The organism is Synechococcus sp. BA-120 BA3 (assembly GCF_034931285.1).
Taxonomy (GTDB): Bacteria; Cyanobacteriota; Cyanobacteriia; order PCC-6307; family Cyanobiaceae; genus Cyanobium.
In genome coordinates this window covers 1-16,121 of record NZ_JAYGHZ010000019.1, presented here as the reverse complement: position 1 = coordinate 16,121, position 16,121 = coordinate 1, and the positions used below count along the sequence as shown (strand labels likewise).

Annotated in this window: 18 protein-coding genes; 9 read left to right on the top strand and 9 right to left on the bottom strand. The window is 68.4% G+C overall.

From position 1 onward, the window contains the following. A partial coding sequence (locus VB737_RS01975) for a hypothetical protein (protein WP_500310684.1) occupies window positions 1-332 on the top strand: 332 nt, incomplete at its 5' end. Here VB737_RS01975 and VB737_RS01970 read toward each other — a convergent pair. Together VB737_RS01970 and VB737_RS01965 are read right to left on the bottom strand one after the other, a co-directional pair. Further along, window positions 329-769: a type II toxin-antitoxin system VapC family toxin gene (locus VB737_RS01970; protein ID WP_500310682.1), complete on the bottom strand. Its 441-nt coding sequence runs from the start codon at window positions 767-769 to the stop codon at window positions 329-331. The genes VB737_RS01975 and VB737_RS01970 overlap by 4 nt on opposite strands. A gap of 23 nt (window positions 770-792) precedes the next feature. Next, window positions 793-1,044, bottom strand: a complete 252-nt coding sequence (locus tag VB737_RS01965) for a type II toxin-antitoxin system Phd/YefM family antitoxin (RefSeq protein WP_500310680.1) — start codon at window positions 1,042-1,044, stop codon at window positions 793-795. 91 nt (window positions 1,045-1,135) lie between these two features. On the opposite strand from VB737_RS01965, the gene serS reads away from it, so the two are divergent. Further along, a complete protein-coding gene (gene serS, locus VB737_RS01960; RefSeq protein ID WP_500310679.1) occupies window positions 1,136-2,428 on the top strand; it encodes a serine--tRNA ligase in 1,293 nt (430 codons plus the stop codon). Here serS and VB737_RS01955 read toward each other — a convergent pair. The 6 genes from VB737_RS01955 to VB737_RS01930 form a co-directional block, all read right to left on the bottom strand. Next, window positions 2,409-4,010 carry a class I SAM-dependent methyltransferase gene (locus VB737_RS01955; protein ID WP_500310678.1) on the bottom strand — a complete coding sequence of 534 codons (1,602 nt, stop codon included), beginning with the start codon at window positions 4,008-4,010 and terminating at the stop codon, window positions 2,409-2,411. The two genes, serS and VB737_RS01955, sit on opposite strands and share 20 nt — an antisense overlap. 9 nt (window positions 4,011-4,019) lie before the next feature. After that, window positions 4,020-4,664 carry a prepilin-type N-terminal cleavage/methylation domain-containing protein gene (locus VB737_RS01950; protein WP_500310676.1) on the bottom strand — a complete coding sequence of 215 codons (645 nt, stop codon included), beginning with the start codon at window positions 4,662-4,664 and terminating at the stop codon, window positions 4,020-4,022. Next, window positions 4,661-5,233 (bottom strand): prepilin-type N-terminal cleavage/methylation domain-containing protein, encoded by a 573-nt coding sequence (locus VB737_RS01945; protein WP_500310674.1) that lies wholly within the window; start codon window positions 5,231-5,233, stop codon window positions 4,661-4,663. Before VB737_RS01945 ends, VB737_RS01950 begins: the two co-directional genes overlap by 4 nt. Continuing rightward, window positions 5,230-5,865, bottom strand: coding sequence for a hypothetical protein (locus VB737_RS01940; RefSeq protein WP_500310672.1), 636 nt, complete (start codon window positions 5,863-5,865; stop codon window positions 5,230-5,232). Before VB737_RS01940 ends, VB737_RS01945 begins: the two co-directional genes overlap by 4 nt. Continuing rightward, complete coding sequence (locus VB737_RS01935) at window positions 5,862-8,264, bottom strand: hypothetical protein (protein ID WP_500310671.1); 2,403 nt, start codon at window positions 8,262-8,264, stop codon at window positions 5,862-5,864. The genes VB737_RS01940 and VB737_RS01935 overlap by 4 nt, the downstream gene beginning before the upstream one ends. 526 nt (window positions 8,265-8,790) lie before the next feature. Continuing rightward, window positions 8,791-9,201 carry a PilZ domain-containing protein gene (locus VB737_RS01930; protein WP_500310669.1) on the bottom strand — a complete coding sequence of 137 codons (411 nt, stop codon included), beginning with the start codon at window positions 9,199-9,201 and terminating at the stop codon, window positions 8,791-8,793. 113 nt (window positions 9,202-9,314) lie between these two features. Here VB737_RS01930 and rseP point away from each other — a divergent pair, with 113 nt between their 5' ends. The 6 genes from rseP (at window position 9,315) to VB737_RS01900 (ending at window position 14,416) form a co-directional block, all read left to right on the top strand. Next, window positions 9,315-10,403: an RIP metalloprotease RseP gene (gene rseP / locus VB737_RS01925; RefSeq protein ID WP_500310667.1), complete on the top strand. Its 1,089-nt coding sequence runs from the start codon at window positions 9,315-9,317 to the stop codon at window positions 10,401-10,403. Between the two features lies 1 nt (window position 10,404). After that, window positions 10,405-11,052 (top strand): endonuclease III, encoded by a 648-nt coding sequence (gene nth, locus VB737_RS01920; RefSeq protein ID WP_500310665.1) that lies wholly within the window; start codon window positions 10,405-10,407, stop codon window positions 11,050-11,052. A 75-nt stretch (window positions 11,053-11,127) separates the two neighbouring features. Continuing rightward, window positions 11,128-11,430 carry a 30S ribosomal protein S14 gene (gene rpsN, locus VB737_RS01915; RefSeq protein WP_043325519.1) on the top strand — a complete coding sequence of 101 codons (303 nt, stop codon included), beginning with the start codon at window positions 11,128-11,130 and terminating at the stop codon, window positions 11,428-11,430. Window positions 11,431-11,559: 129 nt separating this feature from the next. Next, window positions 11,560-13,689: a polyribonucleotide nucleotidyltransferase gene (locus VB737_RS01910; RefSeq protein ID WP_500310663.1), complete on the top strand. Its 2,130-nt coding sequence runs from the start codon at window positions 11,560-11,562 to the stop codon at window positions 13,687-13,689. Between the two features lie 74 nt (window positions 13,690-13,763). Beyond that, window positions 13,764-14,006, top strand: coding sequence for a type II toxin-antitoxin system Phd/YefM family antitoxin (locus VB737_RS01905; RefSeq protein WP_500310661.1), 243 nt, complete (start codon window positions 13,764-13,766; stop codon window positions 14,004-14,006). Further along, window positions 14,000-14,416 carry a type II toxin-antitoxin system VapC family toxin gene (locus VB737_RS01900; RefSeq protein WP_500310659.1) on the top strand — a complete coding sequence of 139 codons (417 nt, stop codon included), beginning with the start codon at window positions 14,000-14,002 and terminating at the stop codon, window positions 14,414-14,416. The genes VB737_RS01905 and VB737_RS01900 overlap by 7 nt, the downstream gene beginning before the upstream one ends. Before the next feature lie 16 nt (window positions 14,417-14,432). On the opposite strand, the gene VB737_RS01895 is transcribed toward VB737_RS01900, so the two are convergent. Then, window positions 14,433-15,365, bottom strand: coding sequence for a 3'(2'),5'-bisphosphate nucleotidase CysQ (locus VB737_RS01895; RefSeq protein ID WP_500310658.1), 933 nt, complete (start codon window positions 15,363-15,365; stop codon window positions 14,433-14,435). A gap of 32 nt (window positions 15,366-15,397) precedes the next feature. Between VB737_RS01895 and rsmI the strand changes: the two genes are divergently transcribed. Next, window positions 15,398-16,121 (top strand): 16S rRNA (cytidine(1402)-2'-O)-methyltransferase (gene rsmI / locus VB737_RS01890; RefSeq protein WP_500310656.1); only part of this gene is annotated, 724 nt, incomplete at its 3' end.

Genomic DNA, 16,121 nt, shown 5'->3' with positions numbered 1-16,121 from the left:
CCTCCGGCCCGCCGGTGGCCGTGCCGCCTGCGGCGGCCCCGGCCCCCATCGATCGCTACCGCTACTGCCGGGTGCACCAGGAGGACGTGAAGGCCGCTTCGGCCCGCCTCACCAACGCCGCCAAGCCCTGGATGGTGGCCCAGAAGCACCACGCCCCCGGCAGCGAGGCGTACATCGAAGCCCAGCAGGCCTACGACGCGGCCGTGGCCGAGCTGGAACGGCTGCTGCCGCCCGAGATCCGTAACGGCATGGATCTGCTGCCCACCGCCGCCGAGGCCTACAGCCGCTGTGATCGCCAGGTGATCGAAGGAACCGCCGGTCCGTCGAGCTAAGGATCAGGGCTGATCGCGTGGTGGCTCAGGCCCAGGGCGGCGGCGACCCTGATCAGCGCCTGGTCGGCTGTGGCGAGGACCAACGCCTCACGGCTGGCGATGGCCAGGTGGAGGGCATCCCCACCGCGCAGCGGCAGGCTCCCCAGCTCCTGCAACCACTGCCTGGCCTGCAGGAAATCGGTGCCCCGCGGTTCCAGCAATCGCAGGCGCTCGCGGCGGAAACAGTCGAATTCAGCGTGAATGGCCCCGGCACGGTCTTCGCTGAGGGCACCCCGGCGTACGCAGAGGGCCACCACGGCGGCGAACTCCACCAGCACCCAGTGGCTGATCCAGAGCGGCGCAGGGCCCTGGTTGAGAAACCACCGCTCCGCCGCAGGGAAACCGGTGTCGTTCAGGAAAAGCGACAGCAGCACGCAGGTGTCGACATAGGTTGCCACCAACGGGTCCCGGCGTCGGGGCGTCATCCCCGATCCCGCCGCAGCTCATCGACGAGGGCCACCGCGCTCCCCGCAAAGGGGGGCTGGTGGTCGTGGAACCGCCGCAGCCGCTCCGGCCAAGACAGCGGACCTTCCTCCTCTGGGGCAGGACGTTCCCGCACCAGCCGGGCCACAGGCTGGCCGCGGCGGGTGATCACCACCTCGTCACCCATCTCGACCGCATCCAGAAGGGCGGAGAGCTGCGCTTTCGCTTCAGCCAGACCAACAGCTCGCATGGTCAGGTGGTCAGATGGTCCGCCAAGTGTAGGCCCGGTGCCCACCTGGGACGCCGGTCCGTAGGCTGCCCCCAAGACGATGGGCCCTCCCGTGCTGGATCAGCGCCTGCTGCGCAACGACCCGACGCTGATCACCGGCCCCCTGGCGCGGCGCGGCATGGCCACCGACCTCTCAGGCCTGCGCCAGCTGGCCCTGGACGCCCGCGACCTGGAGCAGCGGCGCAGTGAGCTGCAGGCGGAGGGCAACCGCATCGGCAAGGAGGTGGGCGAGCGTATCCGGGCCGGCGCCGCCCCGGGCGGCGAGGAGGTGAAGGAGCTGCGGGAGCAGGGCAACCGGATCAAGCGGCAGGTGGGGGAGCTGGAGGAGCAGGAGAAGGGGATCGAGGCCCAGCTGATGGAGCAGCTGATGGTGCTGCCCAACCTGCCCTCGCCCCTCTGCCCCAGCGGCCGCAGCGAGGCCGACAACGTCGAGGTGAAGCGCTGGGGCACGCCGCGGCTTGCCGCTGAGGGCGAGGAGCTGCAGGAGCACTGGCAGATCGCCGAGCGGCTCGGCATCGTCGACACCGAGCGCTCGGTGCGCATCGCCCAGAGCCGCTTCGTCACCCTGCTGGGCCAGGGCGCCCGGCTGGAGCGGGCCCTGATCAGCTTCATGCTCGATCGCCACGGCCAGCGGGGCTACACCGAGGTGCTGCCGCCGGTGCTGGTGAACACCGCCAGCCTCACCGGCTCCGGCCAGCTGCCCAAGTTCGCCGAGGAGAGCTTCCGCTGCGCCGACGACGACCTCTGGCTCACCCCCACCGCCGAGGTGCCGGTCACGTCCCTGCATCGCGGCGAGGTGCTGGCCGCCGAGCAGCTGCCGCTGAAGTACGCCGCCTACACCCCCTGTTTCCGCCGCGAGGCCGGCTCCTACGGCCGTGACACCCGCGGCCTGATCCGGCTGCACCAGTTCAACAAGGTGGAGCTCTACTGGTTCGTGGCCCCGGAGGACTCCGAGGCGGCCCATGAGCAGCTCACCCGCGATGCCGAGGCGATCCTGGAGGCCCTGGAGCTGCCCTACCGGCGGCTGGAGCTGTGCACGGGCGATCTGGGCTTCTCCGCCGCCCGCACCTACGACCTGGAGGTGTGGCTGGCGGGCGCCGGCACCTACCGGGAGATCTCCAGCTGCAGCACCTGCGGCGACTTCCAGGCCCGGCGGGCCTCGATCCGCTGCCGCGACGGCAAGACCACCCGCCTGCTCCACACCCTCAACGGCAGCGGCCTGGCGGTGGGCCGCACCATGGCCGCCCTGCTGGAGGCGGGCCAGCAACCGGACGGCAGCGTCCGGCTGCCGGCGGCGCTGGTGCCTTACTTCGGGGCCGAGGCGATCAGCGCCGCTTCGGCTTAGGCAGGCCCCCGAGGCGCTCGAGGGTGGGCAACCGTTGCTCGCGAAAATCGGCGATGAGCGACGCCAGGCGCGTCAGCTGCGCCTCAGGATCGCTGATCGGGCTCTTGTCCGGGGCCAGCAGGTGCACGCCCATCTGCTCCAGGCCCATCAGCACGCAGGTGCTGAGCATCGGCTCCTGGAGCCCCTGGGCCATGGCCTTGTGAATCAGCACATCCACCAGGGTGACCGGCAGGACCGTACCCACCTCGGGAAGCAGCAGGGAGCCATAGGGTCGCCCCCCGGCGATCAGCTCCATCAGCACGCCGTTGCAGCGCTGGGCCTGGGCATTCAGCTTGGCGGCTCCGGCCTGGCGGCTGCGGTCGAAGCCAATCCAGCCGGCATCGAGGAACAGGGCCAGGATCATCAGCAGCTCCACCGCCGACTGGCCACCGTGCTCCTGCAGTTCGGAGACCGTGCAGGCTCCTGCCGCCAGTCGTTCGAGGATCGGGCCATAGACGGCCGGATCCCCCTGCACCTGGCCGAAGCTGGTGCTGAAGCTGAACGACGGCGGGCCATCGGCAGGGGCTGATGGCCGTTGCAGCGCCCGCAGGCCCAGGGCACCGATCCTCACCTCCGCGTCCGGAAGGGTGAGGGGATCCAGCCCCTTGACGAAGACATCGCGGCGAAACGCCTTGTTGGTGGCCAGGTCGATCATGGTCTGGCGGATCAGGGGATTGACCTCCGCAAAGATCGGGCCCTGCAGGGACGGGGCCAGCAACTGCTCGAAAGCCTCGGGCAGGGTGGCCGTGCCGAGGGGATGCAGCTTGTGGGCCTGACACCGCTGGTGAAGGTCGGCCACGTAGAGCGGTTGCCAGCCGTCGTTGGCGAACTCACCGCAGAGGTAATCGAAATGGTCGGGATTGAGGCCGGCGAGATCCTCCCCCAACTGGGGTATGGCATGCCGCAGGGCCGAGGGCTGGTCGTCGCAGCCAAGCAGGGACTGCATGGCGGCGATGGCCCGACGCAACGGGGCACGGGGATCGGCGGGATCGGCCCGCCGGCGCTCCAGGGTGTAGAGCGTCTGGAAGGTGGTGCGCCCCAGCCAGCCCGGATGGGTGTTGTAGGAGCAGTAGAACAGTCCGGCCGGCCGCAGGGCCGCGGACGCCACGGCGAACAGGGCCTGCTGCACCGGCTCGCTCACCCAGGTGGCGATGCCGTGGGCGGCCACGTAGTGGTAGCCGCCACCGCAGGCCGGGCCCGGTCCGAGCAGGGATGGATCCTCGGCCAGGGCGAGGAAATCGGCCTCCAGAAAGCGCACGTTGGTGAGCGCCAGCCGGCGGCGCAGCCCCTCGGCGTGGCTGATGTGGGAGGGATTGAAGTCGATGCCGAGAAACGTACCCTCCGGGTGGAGCGCCGCCAGCAGGCAGAGGCCGAAACCCATGCCGCAGCCGAGTTCGAGGTACTGAAACGGCTGACCCTCGTCGCTGCGGGGGGGGGAATGGCCCTTGAGCAGGGCGGCAAAATCCAGCCAGCCTGGGGTCAGTTCCCGGAAGAAGCCGCTGGTGTAGGTGGAGTGGGAGTAATAGCCGTGGTCCCAGGCCATGCCGGCGGCTTAGGAGAACATCCGCACACCGGTGGTGAGCGTGATCGACTCCAGGGGGGTGGTGCCGCCGTTGTTGGGGACATCCAGGCTGAGTTGCAGGGTCACGGTGCGGCAATCGGGCGAGACGTTGGCCGTGAAGGTGTTGACCCCATCGACCAGCACCGATCCGGTCAGGTTGGTGGTCTGATTGAGCTGGCCAGTGGCAGTGATCGCGGGCCCGTCGCGACGCAGCTCGGTGAGGCCGGTGGTGCCATTCACCGCCGTGTAGAAACGGATCACCCGCGAGATCGGAGCCGCGTTCACGTCGGTGTTGAACGGGACCAGCAGCCGCACTTCGTTGGCGGCTCCGGTGGTGCAGGGCGTGGTGCAGGGGGAGGGGGTAGGCATCGTCGCGCCGTTGACCCAGTCCGTGGGGGCCGCCGCCCCTGCGGAGAACGCGCAGGCCTCGCGGGATTCCACCGCCAGGAAGGAATTCATCTTGGCGATGTCGCGCTGCACCTGGGTGTTCCAGGTGACCCGGCTGGTGGTGCGGATGTGGCTCACCGCCACGCTGGCGATCGAGGCCAGGGCAATGCCCCCGACAACCACCCCCACCAGGAGTTCCACCAGGGTGAAGCCTGGGTTGGCGGCGTGGGGGCGATGGAGATGCTTCATGCGCGGTTGAACTGACTGGCGTCGCAGGCGGTGCCAACATTGCCGGTAGTGTTGTTGTTCCCCAGCCGCAGCAGCCCCAGCAGGCCGGTGACCTGAACGCAGCGCAGGGGCAGTTGGCCGTCGACGCTGATGCGCACCTGGATGGGGACCGCGCTGGAAACGGCCCCCCGCGGGGTGAAGGTGATGGTATTGGACGAAGCCCCCACGTTGTAGGAGGCGGCCCCCAGCACGGTTGCAGGAAGATTCAGCGTGGCTTCTGGCGCACAGGCCACGCCGGAGGGGTTCGAAACCACAGTTGCCAGCAGGGCCCCCGCGGCCCGGTTGGTGCCGGTGGTGACGGTGACGGTGCAGGTGGCGCCGGTCTGGTCGGGCGTGCGGGCGATCACCTCCAGCCAGGAGGTGAGCTCGAGGGCGGCGGCATTGACCCGCTCCCGCCGCCACTGCACCTGGTTGGCCGGCACCACCACGGCCGCCACCACGCCGAGCACCGCCACGGTGACCATGATCTCCATGGTGGTGAAGCCCTGGACCCATGGCCGGGATCGCGCTGGCGGGATGGGATCGATCATGTGCAGAAATTGGCCATTGGCGGCACGATGCTGATCAGCCGTAGATCCCTGGCGGTGGGAACGGTCTCCCTATAAATCACGCGAAGCACCTTGTTCGGCTGAATGCTGACGACGCGGTTGATGTTCCGGGCTGCTAAGGGATTGGGAAGGGCGTTGACGGCCGTAAGCAAGGGTGTCATCACCGGCGATGTGGTGGTGTTATTGGCACAAAATTCTGTCACCGCATCGGGCTCGCGGGCCGATGTGGAACCCGGGATTGGGGATGAGGTGGTGGTGTCGTCTTCGGTGGGGAAGAAGAAGGCGCTACTGCGTGGGTTGTTGGTGAGACAGGAGGCGGTGGCGGTGCCTGAATCACGCGAGGGGAAGGTGGCCAGGCCGGTAGCGGCGTTGAGTGTGGCCACCAGGCAGGTGCCAGAGCAGCAGGTGAGGCGGTCGGCCACGCCACGGACGGTGGCGATATCGGATTCGATATCCTCGTTGATCTTGATCTGTAGACGGGCACTCACCGAGCTGCGATTGATGCTGTCAATCAAAACAGATGTGCCAGAACTCACAATCAGCAGCATCACCAGCAGGATGAGGGGCTCAACGATGGTGAACCCGCCGTTAGCCGTGGGATTAGGGCGGTTCATGGACCGTAGTTGCGGGCATTGGTGACGCTGCGGGCCACCCATTCTTCACCAATCCATGGAACGAAGTTGATGTCATCGAGCAGGGAGCTGGCGGCGATCACCGCCCCCAGGTTGGAGGCCGAGGAGGGCGGCAGCCGGATGTGCACATCGCCGCAGGGCTTGAACGACTGGGTCCAGATCCGGCCGCTGAAGATCCAGCCATCGTCGCTGTTGAAGATGGCCCGCTGGGCGGCGGAGGCATTGGGGAAACCCGCGCAACCGAAGGTGCGCATCTCGAAGTAGCCCACCGGCATGTAGAACCAGGCCCCGGCGATGCGGCCCGTGGCGCTGCTGCCGGAACCCGAAGGCAGGATGCCGAAGCGCACCACCTGCAGCTGGCCGGCATCGCGGCCGAAGAAGTTGAGGTTGTCCGGATCCCCCACCAGGGCCACCTCCGTTTCCGGCACGGGAGTGGAGCAGGTGTTGCTCGGGCCGCCTGCGCATTTCACCAGCTCAATGGCGGCAGAGGAGCCGATGGTGATCAGCGGGCTGCTGCCGTTGGCAGGCTTGGCCGTGGAGTACGACGACCCACGCAAGTCATCGGTTCGGTTGTAGTAGAAAGAAATAGGGCCGCCGCTGGCATCCATCGTGACAAAGCCACCGGTGAGGCTGGAAGAGTCAGGGTCGAGGTTGAAGATCGGCCCAAGGCAATGGAAACCAGGCGCTGCCGAGGCAGGTGATGAAGCCGAGTATTCGCACCAGTCGCTCAAGCGCAGGTTGATGTCGTCGATCGCATGGATCTCATTGTTTGAGGTTCTCGTGCCGTTGATGATCCGTATTCGGGTGTTGGCATTCTGGTAATCGGCCAAGCTCACCACACGAGTCACCTCATTGGTCTTGATGCCGTCGTTCACACCAGGGAACGTGGCCACCGTCACCCAACTGTTGGTGATGTTGGTACCGGTGCCGCCGGTGCACTGGGTCGTGGTGGAGGCGGAACCGATTCTCACCTGAACCCAGATTTCATCGGCAGGATCCACCTGAGAACTGCCCGACTGCTTAAAGGAAAGAGTGGCGCGCCCAAGGTTGCCACTGAGGTCGGCGGTGCGGCAGATGCCATTCTGCAGCGCACTCATCGTGCCGCCGACACCGAGCTGAATGTGGTTATCGCCACCGACCGAAGCCAACCGCACGCGGTTCGTGCCAGCATTGGTATCATTGTTATTCCGGTCAATGGCATACCACTGCCAGTTGCCGAGGTTCACCCAGTTGGGATGGGCGTTCTTCGTAGCGTTGGTGTAGGCCGACCGGTAGCGGGTACTTGCCTTAGAGCCCCCCGTCATTCCTTCGAAATCCTCCAGGTTGTCCACCGTGCCGGCCGTGCCGCTCAGCGACGTCCAGGAGGTGTTGGTGCAGGGAAATCCAGTGCCACCGATGCTGGTGGGGGAGGCATTGCACACCTCGATGCGCGGCGGGCTGGTGTCGTTGCGCGTGCGGAAGCGATAGCGGAAACCGCCGCTCCCGGAAGGATTCAAGGTGGGGTAGCGCTGGCCCCCGTCGATGCTCGGATCCACCCGCTGGGCCGGACCTCCGCCGGAAGACCAGGTGAAGGCGTACTTCCCGGCCGTGACCTGGCTGCCGATCGTGGGCAGGGTGATGGCCGAGGGGATGATCGGGATGCCGGAGATCGAGAGGCCCAGAATGTCATCCTGGGTGCCGTAGAAGGCGCTGGGGGTGGCGTTGGCCAGCCCGATCCAGCTGGTGCCGCACCCAGGCGAACTGCCGAACCAGCGGGCCGGATCACAGACGTCGGGAATCGCGGTGGAGAACTTGTTCGGCACCACCCGGTTCGAAGCGCGATCGAAGGGGTCACCGTCCTTGGCAACGATGCCGAGGACGTTGAGGATGTTCGTGACCTTCGTGGAGGACACCCGCTTGGTGAAGCGGTCGTTGGCGGCATTGCTCCACACCGTGCCGCCATTGAGGCCGGCGATCATGCCGAACTCCACCCCGCAGAATCGGCTTTCCCCGCCCAGGGATTGTCCAGCAATTAAGGGATCTTTGCTTTCATTTAGCTGTCGGCCACCGGAGCCACCTGAACCGAGGGAAGCCCCGCAACATTTGGGCAGCACTTCGAATTCGCGCGTCACCGTGGCGGTGGATTGCACCACGCCATTTCTGACCACCTGACCCTCAACTGTGAGGGTGATGTATCCCTTGTTGAAGCCGGCCTGTTGGATGCCAGATTTGGCAGGATCATTCAGATTGATCAAGTCGCTGCTGAAGCTTCCCTTGTTGACCGTGGTGCCCGAACCGGCCGTCGTGGTAACAGAGTCGCTGCGGCGATTGGCATTGCCTGGCTGACCCGCCGCAAAAGTGACCGACTTGAGGGCGAAGCGACGGTCGCCGGTGTTGGCCACCAAGTCGTCGAGGTTGCGGAACTGGCCATCCCCGAGGCTGCGAGCCGTGCTGGTGGGAGCCCCTGGCGTCTTGTTGTCCTTATCGCGGCAGGGACTGGTGAAATCGGCCGTGGACCACTGGTTCATCCGCTGACCGGACACCAGCATCTTGCGGTTCTCCACCTGGTTGAGCACCGCGATGACCTGGTCGGCACCGGCTTCAGCCACCGAAAGGGCGTCGCTGCGGGTGTCCTGCTTGCGGCTGGCCAGGAGGTTGCTGGCGGTGAGGGTGGTCAGCCCGACCGTTCCTGCCACCAATGCCAGCAGAATCAGGATGCCCGCCAGCATCGAAAAACCCGACTGGCCGCGTCGCCCACCGGAGCGCGCAGAAAGCAGGTGCAGGAGAAGCTTGGGAGTCACGGCGCGTACAGGAAGCGGGCCCGGTTGAGGATCAGTGTATGGACACGATCAACCTGGGGCATCAGCCTAGTCCTGCCGCTGGTTGCCGCCATGACGGAGCGGTTCGGTTGCAGCGTTCGGGCGAGACTCAACCTTCGAAATTGCCGCGCATCTGCAGGGTCTGGTCGAGGTATTGGTCGAGCATGGTGCCGGGCAGCAACGGGCCGTCGCTGAACGCCAGGCCCACCAGGGTGTTGTAACTGCGGGTGTTCACCCACTGGACCCGCGCCGGCAGGGAGACGCTCTGGTGCTGCTCGTAGTCACTGATGTCGAGCAGCACCTCCTCATCGGTCGTCACTTCGAGGGAGCCCCGGCGCACCACACAGGCGCCCGTGCGGCTGACGTCGCCCACCGTCACATAGACGGTGCGACCCGTGGACAGCCGGATTCTGGCCGAGACACCACCGGGCAGGGCGTGGCGCAGGGACGTGCGCAATTCCTGGAGCTCAGGCGCGGCCTGCTCCTCCGGCGTCTCTCCACCGGTCTGTTGCTCGGCCATGCAGGCAGACCCGCCCATCGACGGGGTCATGCGATCCCTCCCCTCCGGCCGCGCCAGCGTCCCGGCGGCGCGGCGGTTCCCGCAGAATGGGGCCAACGGAGCCGGGCAACGGAATGGGTGTACTGACGGCGCTGGCGATCCTGGCGGGCCTGATCGTGGTGCACGAGGCCGGCCACTTCTTCGCCGCCACCTGGCAGGGCATCCGGGTCAGTGGCTTCTCGATCGGCTTCGGGCCCGCCCTGATCCAGCGGAAGCGCCGCGGCGTCCTGTTCGCCCTGCGGGCCATCCCCCTGGGCGGCTTCGTGGCCTTCCCCGACGACGAGGACGACAGCAGCATCGCCGCCGACGATCCCGACCTGATGGGCAACCGGCCCCTGCCCCAGCGGGCCCTGGTGATCGCCGCCGGCGTGATCGCCAACCTGCTGCTGGCCTGGAGCGTGCTGCTGGCCCAGGGCCTGGTGCTCGGCATCCCCTCGGGCTTCAGCACCACCCCCGGTGTGGTGGTGGCCGCCGTGCAGCCCGGCCAGGCGGCCGACGGCTCCGGCCTGCAGCCCGGCGATCGCATCGTGGCGGTCGACGGCACCCCCCTGGCCGGCGGCCAGGACGCGGTGATGGCCCTGGTGGAGCGCATCAAGGACGCCCCCGGCCGCACCCTGCGCCTGCAGGCCGACCGCAACGGCACCCTGCTGCAACTGCCCCTCACCCCCACGGGCAGCGGCGGCATCGGCCGCATCGGCGCCCAGCTGCAGCCCAACGGCCGCGAGTCCTTCCGGCCGGCCACAAGCCCGCTGGAGCCGATCCTGCAGGCCAACCACGACTTCGTCGTGCTCACCCGCCGCACCGTGGAAGGCTTCGGCACCCTGCTCACCCACTTCGGCGAAACGGCGCCCCAGGTGTCGGGGCCGGTGAAGATCGTCGAGATGGGGGCGTCGCTGGCCAGCCAGGGGGGCAGCAGCCTGTTCCTGTTCACCGCCCTGATCTCGATCAACCTGGCGGTGCTCAACGCCCTGCCCCTGCCCCTGCTGGACGGCGGCCAGTTCGCCCTGCTGCTGCTGGAAGGGGTGCGGGGCCGCCCCCTGCCTGACCGCTTCCAGATGGCCTTCATGCAGTCGGGCTTCGTCTTCCTGGTGGGCCTCTCCCTGGTGCTGATCGTCAAGGACACCAGCCAGTTGCCCGCCATCCAGCAGCTGCTCAGCCGCTGAGGTGCCCCGCTTCCCCAGCCCCCGCACCCGGGCGCCGCTGATCCTTGAGCGGCTCGGCGTCCTCTACCCGGAGGCCACCTGTTCCCTCGACTGGCGCACCCCCTGGGAGCTGCTGGTGGCCACCATGCTCTCGGCCCAGTGCACCGATGAGCGCGTCAACAAGGTGACGCCGGCCCTGTTCGAGCGCTTTCCCGATGCCGCCGCCGCCGCGGCGGTCGAAAGCGACGCCGTAGAGCCCTACGTGCAGTCGACAGGCTTCTACCGCAACAAGGCGAAGCACATCGTTGCCGCCTCCCGCCTGCTGATGGAACGGCACGGGGGCGCCGTGCCGGCGTCGATGGAGGAGCTGCTGCCCCTGCCGGGGGTGGCCCGCAAGACCGCCAACGTGGTGCTGGCCCACGCCTTCGGCATCAATGCCGGCGTCACCGTCGACACCCACGTGAAGCGGCTCGCCAACCGCCTGCGCCTCACCCGCCACAGCGACCCCAGGAAGATCGAACCCGACCTGATGCAGCTGGTGCCGCGGCCGGAATGGGAGAACCTCTCGATCCGGCTGATCTTCCATGGCCGGGCCGTCTGCGTGGCCCGCAAGCCCCGCTGCGCCGGCTGCGGCCTGGCCGATCTCTGCCCCAGCCACCCGGGCCCCTGAACCTGGGGGTCCGGGGTCAGCAGGGCGGGCCGGACGGTACGATGGCGGGCTGAAGTTTCCCCCTCCTCCGGCCGCATGGCGAAGAAGTCGATGATCGCGCGTGACGTGAAGCGCCGCAAGATCGTGGAGCGCTTCGCAGCGCGCCGTGCCGCCCTCAAGGAGGCCTTCGATGCGGCCGGCGATCCGATGGAGCGCCTGGAGATCCACCGCAAGCTGCAGTCGCTGCCCCGCAACAGCGCCCCCAACCGCATCCGCAACCGCTGCTGGGCCACCGGCAAGCCCCGCGGCTACTACCGCGATTTCGGCCTCTGCCGCAACCAGCTGCGCGAGCGCGCCCACAAGGGCGAGCTCCCCGGCGTGGTCAAGTCCAGCTGGTGATTCGGGGGCTTTCGCCCTTTCACCGCAACGGCTTTGCGTCGCACCAGGCGCCCCGCGGGGCGCCTTCTTCATGGCCCGGAAGGGCGGATGCGAGAATGGTCGGCGACAACAAAACGGACATAACGCCCAGTGCAAGGACACACTCAGTCGATCTCCTTCGATGGTCGGGAGATCCGGCTGACCAGCGGCCGATTTGCGCCCCAGGCCGGGGGCTCGGTGATGGTGGAATGCGGTGATACGGCAATTCTGGTCACCGCCACCCGCTCGAAAGGCCGGGAGGGCATCGATTTCCTGCCCCTGATCTGCGACTACGAAGAACGCCTCTATGCCGCCGGCCGCATCCCCGGCAGCTTCTTCCGCCGGGAGGCACGCCCCCCCGAGCGGGCCATCCTCACCTGCCGCCTGATCGACCGGCCGATGCGGCCCCTGTTCCCGGGCTGGCTGCGGGACGACCTGCAGATCGTCGCCACCTGCATGTCGCTCGATGAGCGGGTACCGCCCGATGTGCTCGCCGTCACCGGCGCCTCGATGGCCACCCTGCTGGCAAAGATCCCCTTCATGGGCCCCATGGCCGCCGTGCGCGTCGGCCTGCTGGGTGACGACTTCGTGCTCAACCCCAGCTTCCGCGAGATCGAGCGCAGCGAGCTCGATCTGGTGGTGGCCGGCACCCCCTCCGGCGTGGTGATGGTGGAAGCGGGCGCCAACCAGCTGCCCGAACAGGACGTGATCGAGGCCATCGACTTCGGCTACGAGGCCGTCGGCGAACTGATCCGGGCCCAGCTGGCCCTGCTCAAGGAGCTCGGCATCGAGCAGGTGCTGCCCGAGGAGCGCAGCGAAGACCCCGCCCTGCCCACCTTCCTGGAGCAGGAATGCGCCAAGGGCATCGGTGAGGTGCTCAAGCAGTTCAGCCAGACGAAGTCCGAACGGGACGAGAAGCTTGATGCCATCAAGGCCGAGGTGAGCGAGAAGATCGCCGCCCTCGACGGCGAGGATCCGATCAAGGTGGCCGTGAGCAGCAACGGCAAGCTGCTGGGCAACACCTACAAGAGCCTCACCAAGAAGCTGATGCGTCAGCAGATCATCGTGGAGGGCAAGCGGGTCGATGGCCGCAGCCTCGACGAGGTGCGTCCCATCCAGGCGGCCGTCAGCGTGCTGCCCAAGCGGGTGCACGGTACGGGCCTGTTCCAGCGGGGACTCACCCAGGTGCTCTCCTGCGCCACCCTCGGCACCCCGAGCGACGCCCAGGAGATGGACGACCTCAACCCCATCAGCGAGAAGACCTACCTGCACCACTACAACTTCCCCCCCTACTCGGTCGGTGAGACGCGGCCGATGCGCTCCCCCGGTCGCCGCGAGATCGGCCACGGCGCCCTCGCCGAGCGGGCCCTGATCCCCGTGCTGCCCTCCAAGGAGAGCTTCCCCTACGTGCTGCGGGTGGTCTCGGAATGCCTCAGCTCCAACGGCTCCACCTCCATGGGCTCGGTCTGCGGCAGCACCCTGGCCCTGATGGATGCCGGCGTGCCCCTGGCGGCTCCGGTGAGCGGCGCGGCCATGGGTCTGATCAAGGAGGGCGAGGAGGTGCGCATCCTCACCGACATCCAGGGCATCGAGGACTTCCTCGGCGACATGGACTTCAAGGTGGCCGGCACCGAGAAGGGCATCACCGCCCTGCAGATGGACATGAAGATCTCCGGCCTGGCGGTCAAGACCGTCGCCGACGCGATCAACCAGGCCCGTCCGGCCCGGCTGCACATCCTCGGCAAGATGCTCGAGGCCATCGACAAGCCCCGCGACACCCTCTCCCCCCACGCCCCGCGCCTGCTCAGCTTCCGCATCGATCCGGAACTGATCGGCACGGTGATCGGCCCCGGCGGGCGCACCATCAAGGGCATCACCGAGCGCACCAACACCAAGATCGACATCGAGGACGGTGGCATCGTCACGATCGCCAGCCATGACGGCGCCGCCGCCGAGGAGGCCCAGCGCATCATCGAGGGCCTCACCCGTCGCGTCAGCGAAGGCGAGGTCTTCAACGGTTCCGTCACCCGGGTGATCCCGATCGGGGCCTTCGTGGAGATCCTGCCCGGCAAGGAGGGGATGATCCACATCTCCCAGCTCTCCGAAGCCCGGGTCGAGAAGGTCGAAGACGTCGTCAACGTCGGCGACCAGGTGACCGTGCGGGTGCGGGAGATCGACAACCGCGGCCGCATCAACCTCACCCTGCGGGGCGTTCCCCAGCAGGAGCCGGCGGCGGTCTGATCGCCACTGGAGGGCCTGGCCTTCCGGCCAGGCCCTCGCCCCTAAACTGGTTGGCGACTGGTTGAAGTGGGGCGATGAAGACGGTCGGTGCCTTCGAAGCCAAAACCCACCTCTCCAGCCTGCTGGAGGAGGTGGCTGGTGGCGAGGAGATCCTGATCACCCGCCACGGCAGGCCCCTGGCACGGCTGGTTCCGGTCAACACCATGGGCCGTGAGCGCCGCATTCAGGCCATCGAGCGTCTGCGCAGCTTCGCCACCGGCCGGCGCCTCAACGGCCTCTCGATCCGTGAGTTGCGGGATCAAGGCCGCCGGTGCTGAGGTTCGTCGCTGACGTTTCCGCGGTCTGCGCCTGGTGTTTCGAGGACGAGCGCACCGCAGCCTCAGAGGCGCTCCTGGCACGGTTGCCGGAGTCTGAACTCTGTGTGCCGGCGCTGTTTCTCTGGGAGCTGGCCAACGTACTGCTGATGGCCGAACGGCGCGGCCGGATCAGCGCAGCCGATCGGAGCCAGTTCCTCACCCTTGTGGTTCAGCTCGATCTGACCATCGATCCCGCTGATCCGAGCGTCGTCTGGCACGACGTGCTGAGCCTGGCGGCCCAGCACGGGCTCACCAGCTACGACGCCGCCTATCTGGAACTGGCGATGCGCGAAGGTCTCCCCCTCGCCAGCCGTGACAACGCACTCATCGAGGCCGCCAGGACCTGCGGGCTGGAGCTGCTCGCCTGCTGAAACGGCTGGTTCCTGCTCAGACGGCGAAACCCGGATCGATCACCGCCATCGCCGCCGCCGCCCGGCGGCAGAGATCGGCGTGGGCCGGGCCGTGGCTGGCGATCAGGCAGCCCGCCTGGCGCACGTCACCGCTGTTGTAGGTGAGGGGCCGGCCATCGGCATGGCTGAAGGCGCCGCCGGCGGCGACCAGCACCGCCTCCGGGGCGGCCATGTCCCAGTCCTTGGGGGCACTGCGGCCCGACAGGGAGATGTAGAGGTCGGCCTCGCCCCGCAGGATCGTGGCCACCTTGCCGCCGACACTGCCGATCGCCGTGCTGCGGGCCGGCCGCAGCTCGGCCAGCAGCTGCTCCAGCCGATCGTCGCGGTGGTTGCGGCTGGCCACCAGCACCAACTCCTCGCCGCGGCCGCTGAGGGTGGCGGGGGTGCGCTCACCGGCCCGGTTCTCGCGCCAGGCCTCCCCCCCCGTGCCGGCGTCGCCCGCCGCCACCAGCCCGAACCAGAGCTCCTCCGGCTCCGGCAGCAGCACCACCCCCAGCACCGGCCGCTGGCCGTGCACCAGGGCCAGGTGGACGGCGTACTCGCCGGTGCCCTGCAGGAAGTCCTTGGTGCCATCGAGGGGATCGAGGATCCACAGCCATTCGGCCTCCAGGGGCTCGCCCGGCACCAGCATCTCGGCGGCGGTCTCCTCGCTGAGCAGGGTCCAGCCGGCGGTCGGGAAGGCCGCCGCCAGACCATCCAGCAGCCAGCGGTTGACCGCCAAATCCGCCGCCGAGACCGGCCCCTCGCCGCCGTGGTCGACGCTCATGGCCGGCGGGAAGCCGTAGGGAGGCTGGTCGCCGCGGGCATAGGCCCGCAGGATGTCGGCCGCCCCCCAGGCCAGCCGGCGCAGCTCCGCCAGCAGGGGCTCACGGCCGATGCCGTCGGGCAGGGCGAAGGAAGACGGCATCATGGGGACCGGAAAACGGCATTGTGCAGGAATCGGTGCAGGAGCACGAACCCGCCGCCGGCGTTCTCTATCTGGTGGGCACCCCCATCGGCAACCTCGACGACCTCTCCCCCCGGGCCCGGCGGGTGCTGGCGGGCGCCGACCGGGTCGCCTGCGAGGACACCCGCCGCAGCGGCCTGCTGCTGCACCACCTCGGCATCAAGGCGCCGCTGCTGAGCTTCCACCAGCACAACCAGACGGCCCGCATCCCCCAGCTGCTGGCGGCCCTGGCGGCGGGCGAGGCGATCGCCGTGATCAGCGATGCCGGCCTGCCGGGGGTGTCGGATCCCGGCCAGGAGCTGGCGGCCGCCGCCCGTGCCGCCGGCCTCCAGGTGATCTGCGTGCCCGGCCCCAGCGCCGTCACCACCGCCCTGGTGAGCAGCGGCCTGCCCACGGGCCGCTTCTGCTTCGAGGGCTTCCTGCCGCCGAAGGGTGGCCCCCGGCGCCAGCGGCTGGAGGCCCTGGCCGGCGAGGAGCGCACCATCGTGCTGTTCGAGGCGCCCCACCGGCTGCTCGCCCTGCTGGAGGACCTGCTGGCGGTGCTGGGGGACCGGCCCCTGCAGGTGGCGCGGGAGCTCACCAAGCGCCATGAGGAGCAGGTGGGCCCCACGGTGGCGGCGGCCCTGGCGCACTTCCAACGCACCCCGCCCCAGGGGGAGTGCACCCTGGTGCTGGGCGGCGCCCCGCCGGCGGCGGCCCCCGTCTGGGACGAGGCCGACC

Bases quoted from the DNA above. Each gene is read 5' to 3' on its own strand.
- VB737_RS01940 (WP_500310672.1), bottom strand. From the start codon at position 5,865: ATGAACCGCCCTAATCCCACGGCTAACGGCGGGTTCACCATCGTTGAG.
- VB737_RS01965 (WP_500310680.1), bottom strand. From the start codon at position 1,044: ATGCGAGCTGTTGGTCTGGCTGAAGCGAAAGCGCAGCTCTCCGCCCTT.
- VB737_RS01905 (WP_500310661.1), top strand. From the start codon at position 13,764: ATGAAGACGGTCGGTGCCTTCGAAGCCAAAACCCACCTCTCCAGCCTG.
- VB737_RS01930 (WP_500310669.1), bottom strand. From the start codon at position 9,201: ATGGCCGAGCAACAGACCGGTGGAGAGACGCCGGAGGAGCAGGCCGCG.
- rseP (WP_500310667.1), top strand. From the start codon at position 9,315: ATGGGTGTACTGACGGCGCTGGCGATCCTGGCGGGCCTGATCGTGGTG.
- VB737_RS01895 (WP_500310658.1), bottom strand. From the start codon at position 15,365: ATGATGCCGTCTTCCTTCGCCCTGCCCGACGGCATCGGCCGTGAGCCC.
- VB737_RS01955 (WP_500310678.1), bottom strand. From the start codon at position 4,010: ATGGCCTGGGACCACGGCTATTACTCCCACTCCACCTACACCAGCGGC.
- VB737_RS01945 (WP_500310674.1), bottom strand. From the start codon at position 5,233: ATGATCGATCCCATCCCGCCAGCGCGATCCCGGCCATGGGTCCAGGGC.
- VB737_RS01950 (WP_500310676.1), bottom strand. From the start codon at position 4,664: ATGAAGCATCTCCATCGCCCCCACGCCGCCAACCCAGGCTTCACCCTG.
- rpsN (WP_043325519.1), top strand. From the start codon at position 11,128: ATGGCGAAGAAGTCGATGATCGCGCGTGACGTGAAGCGCCGCAAGATC.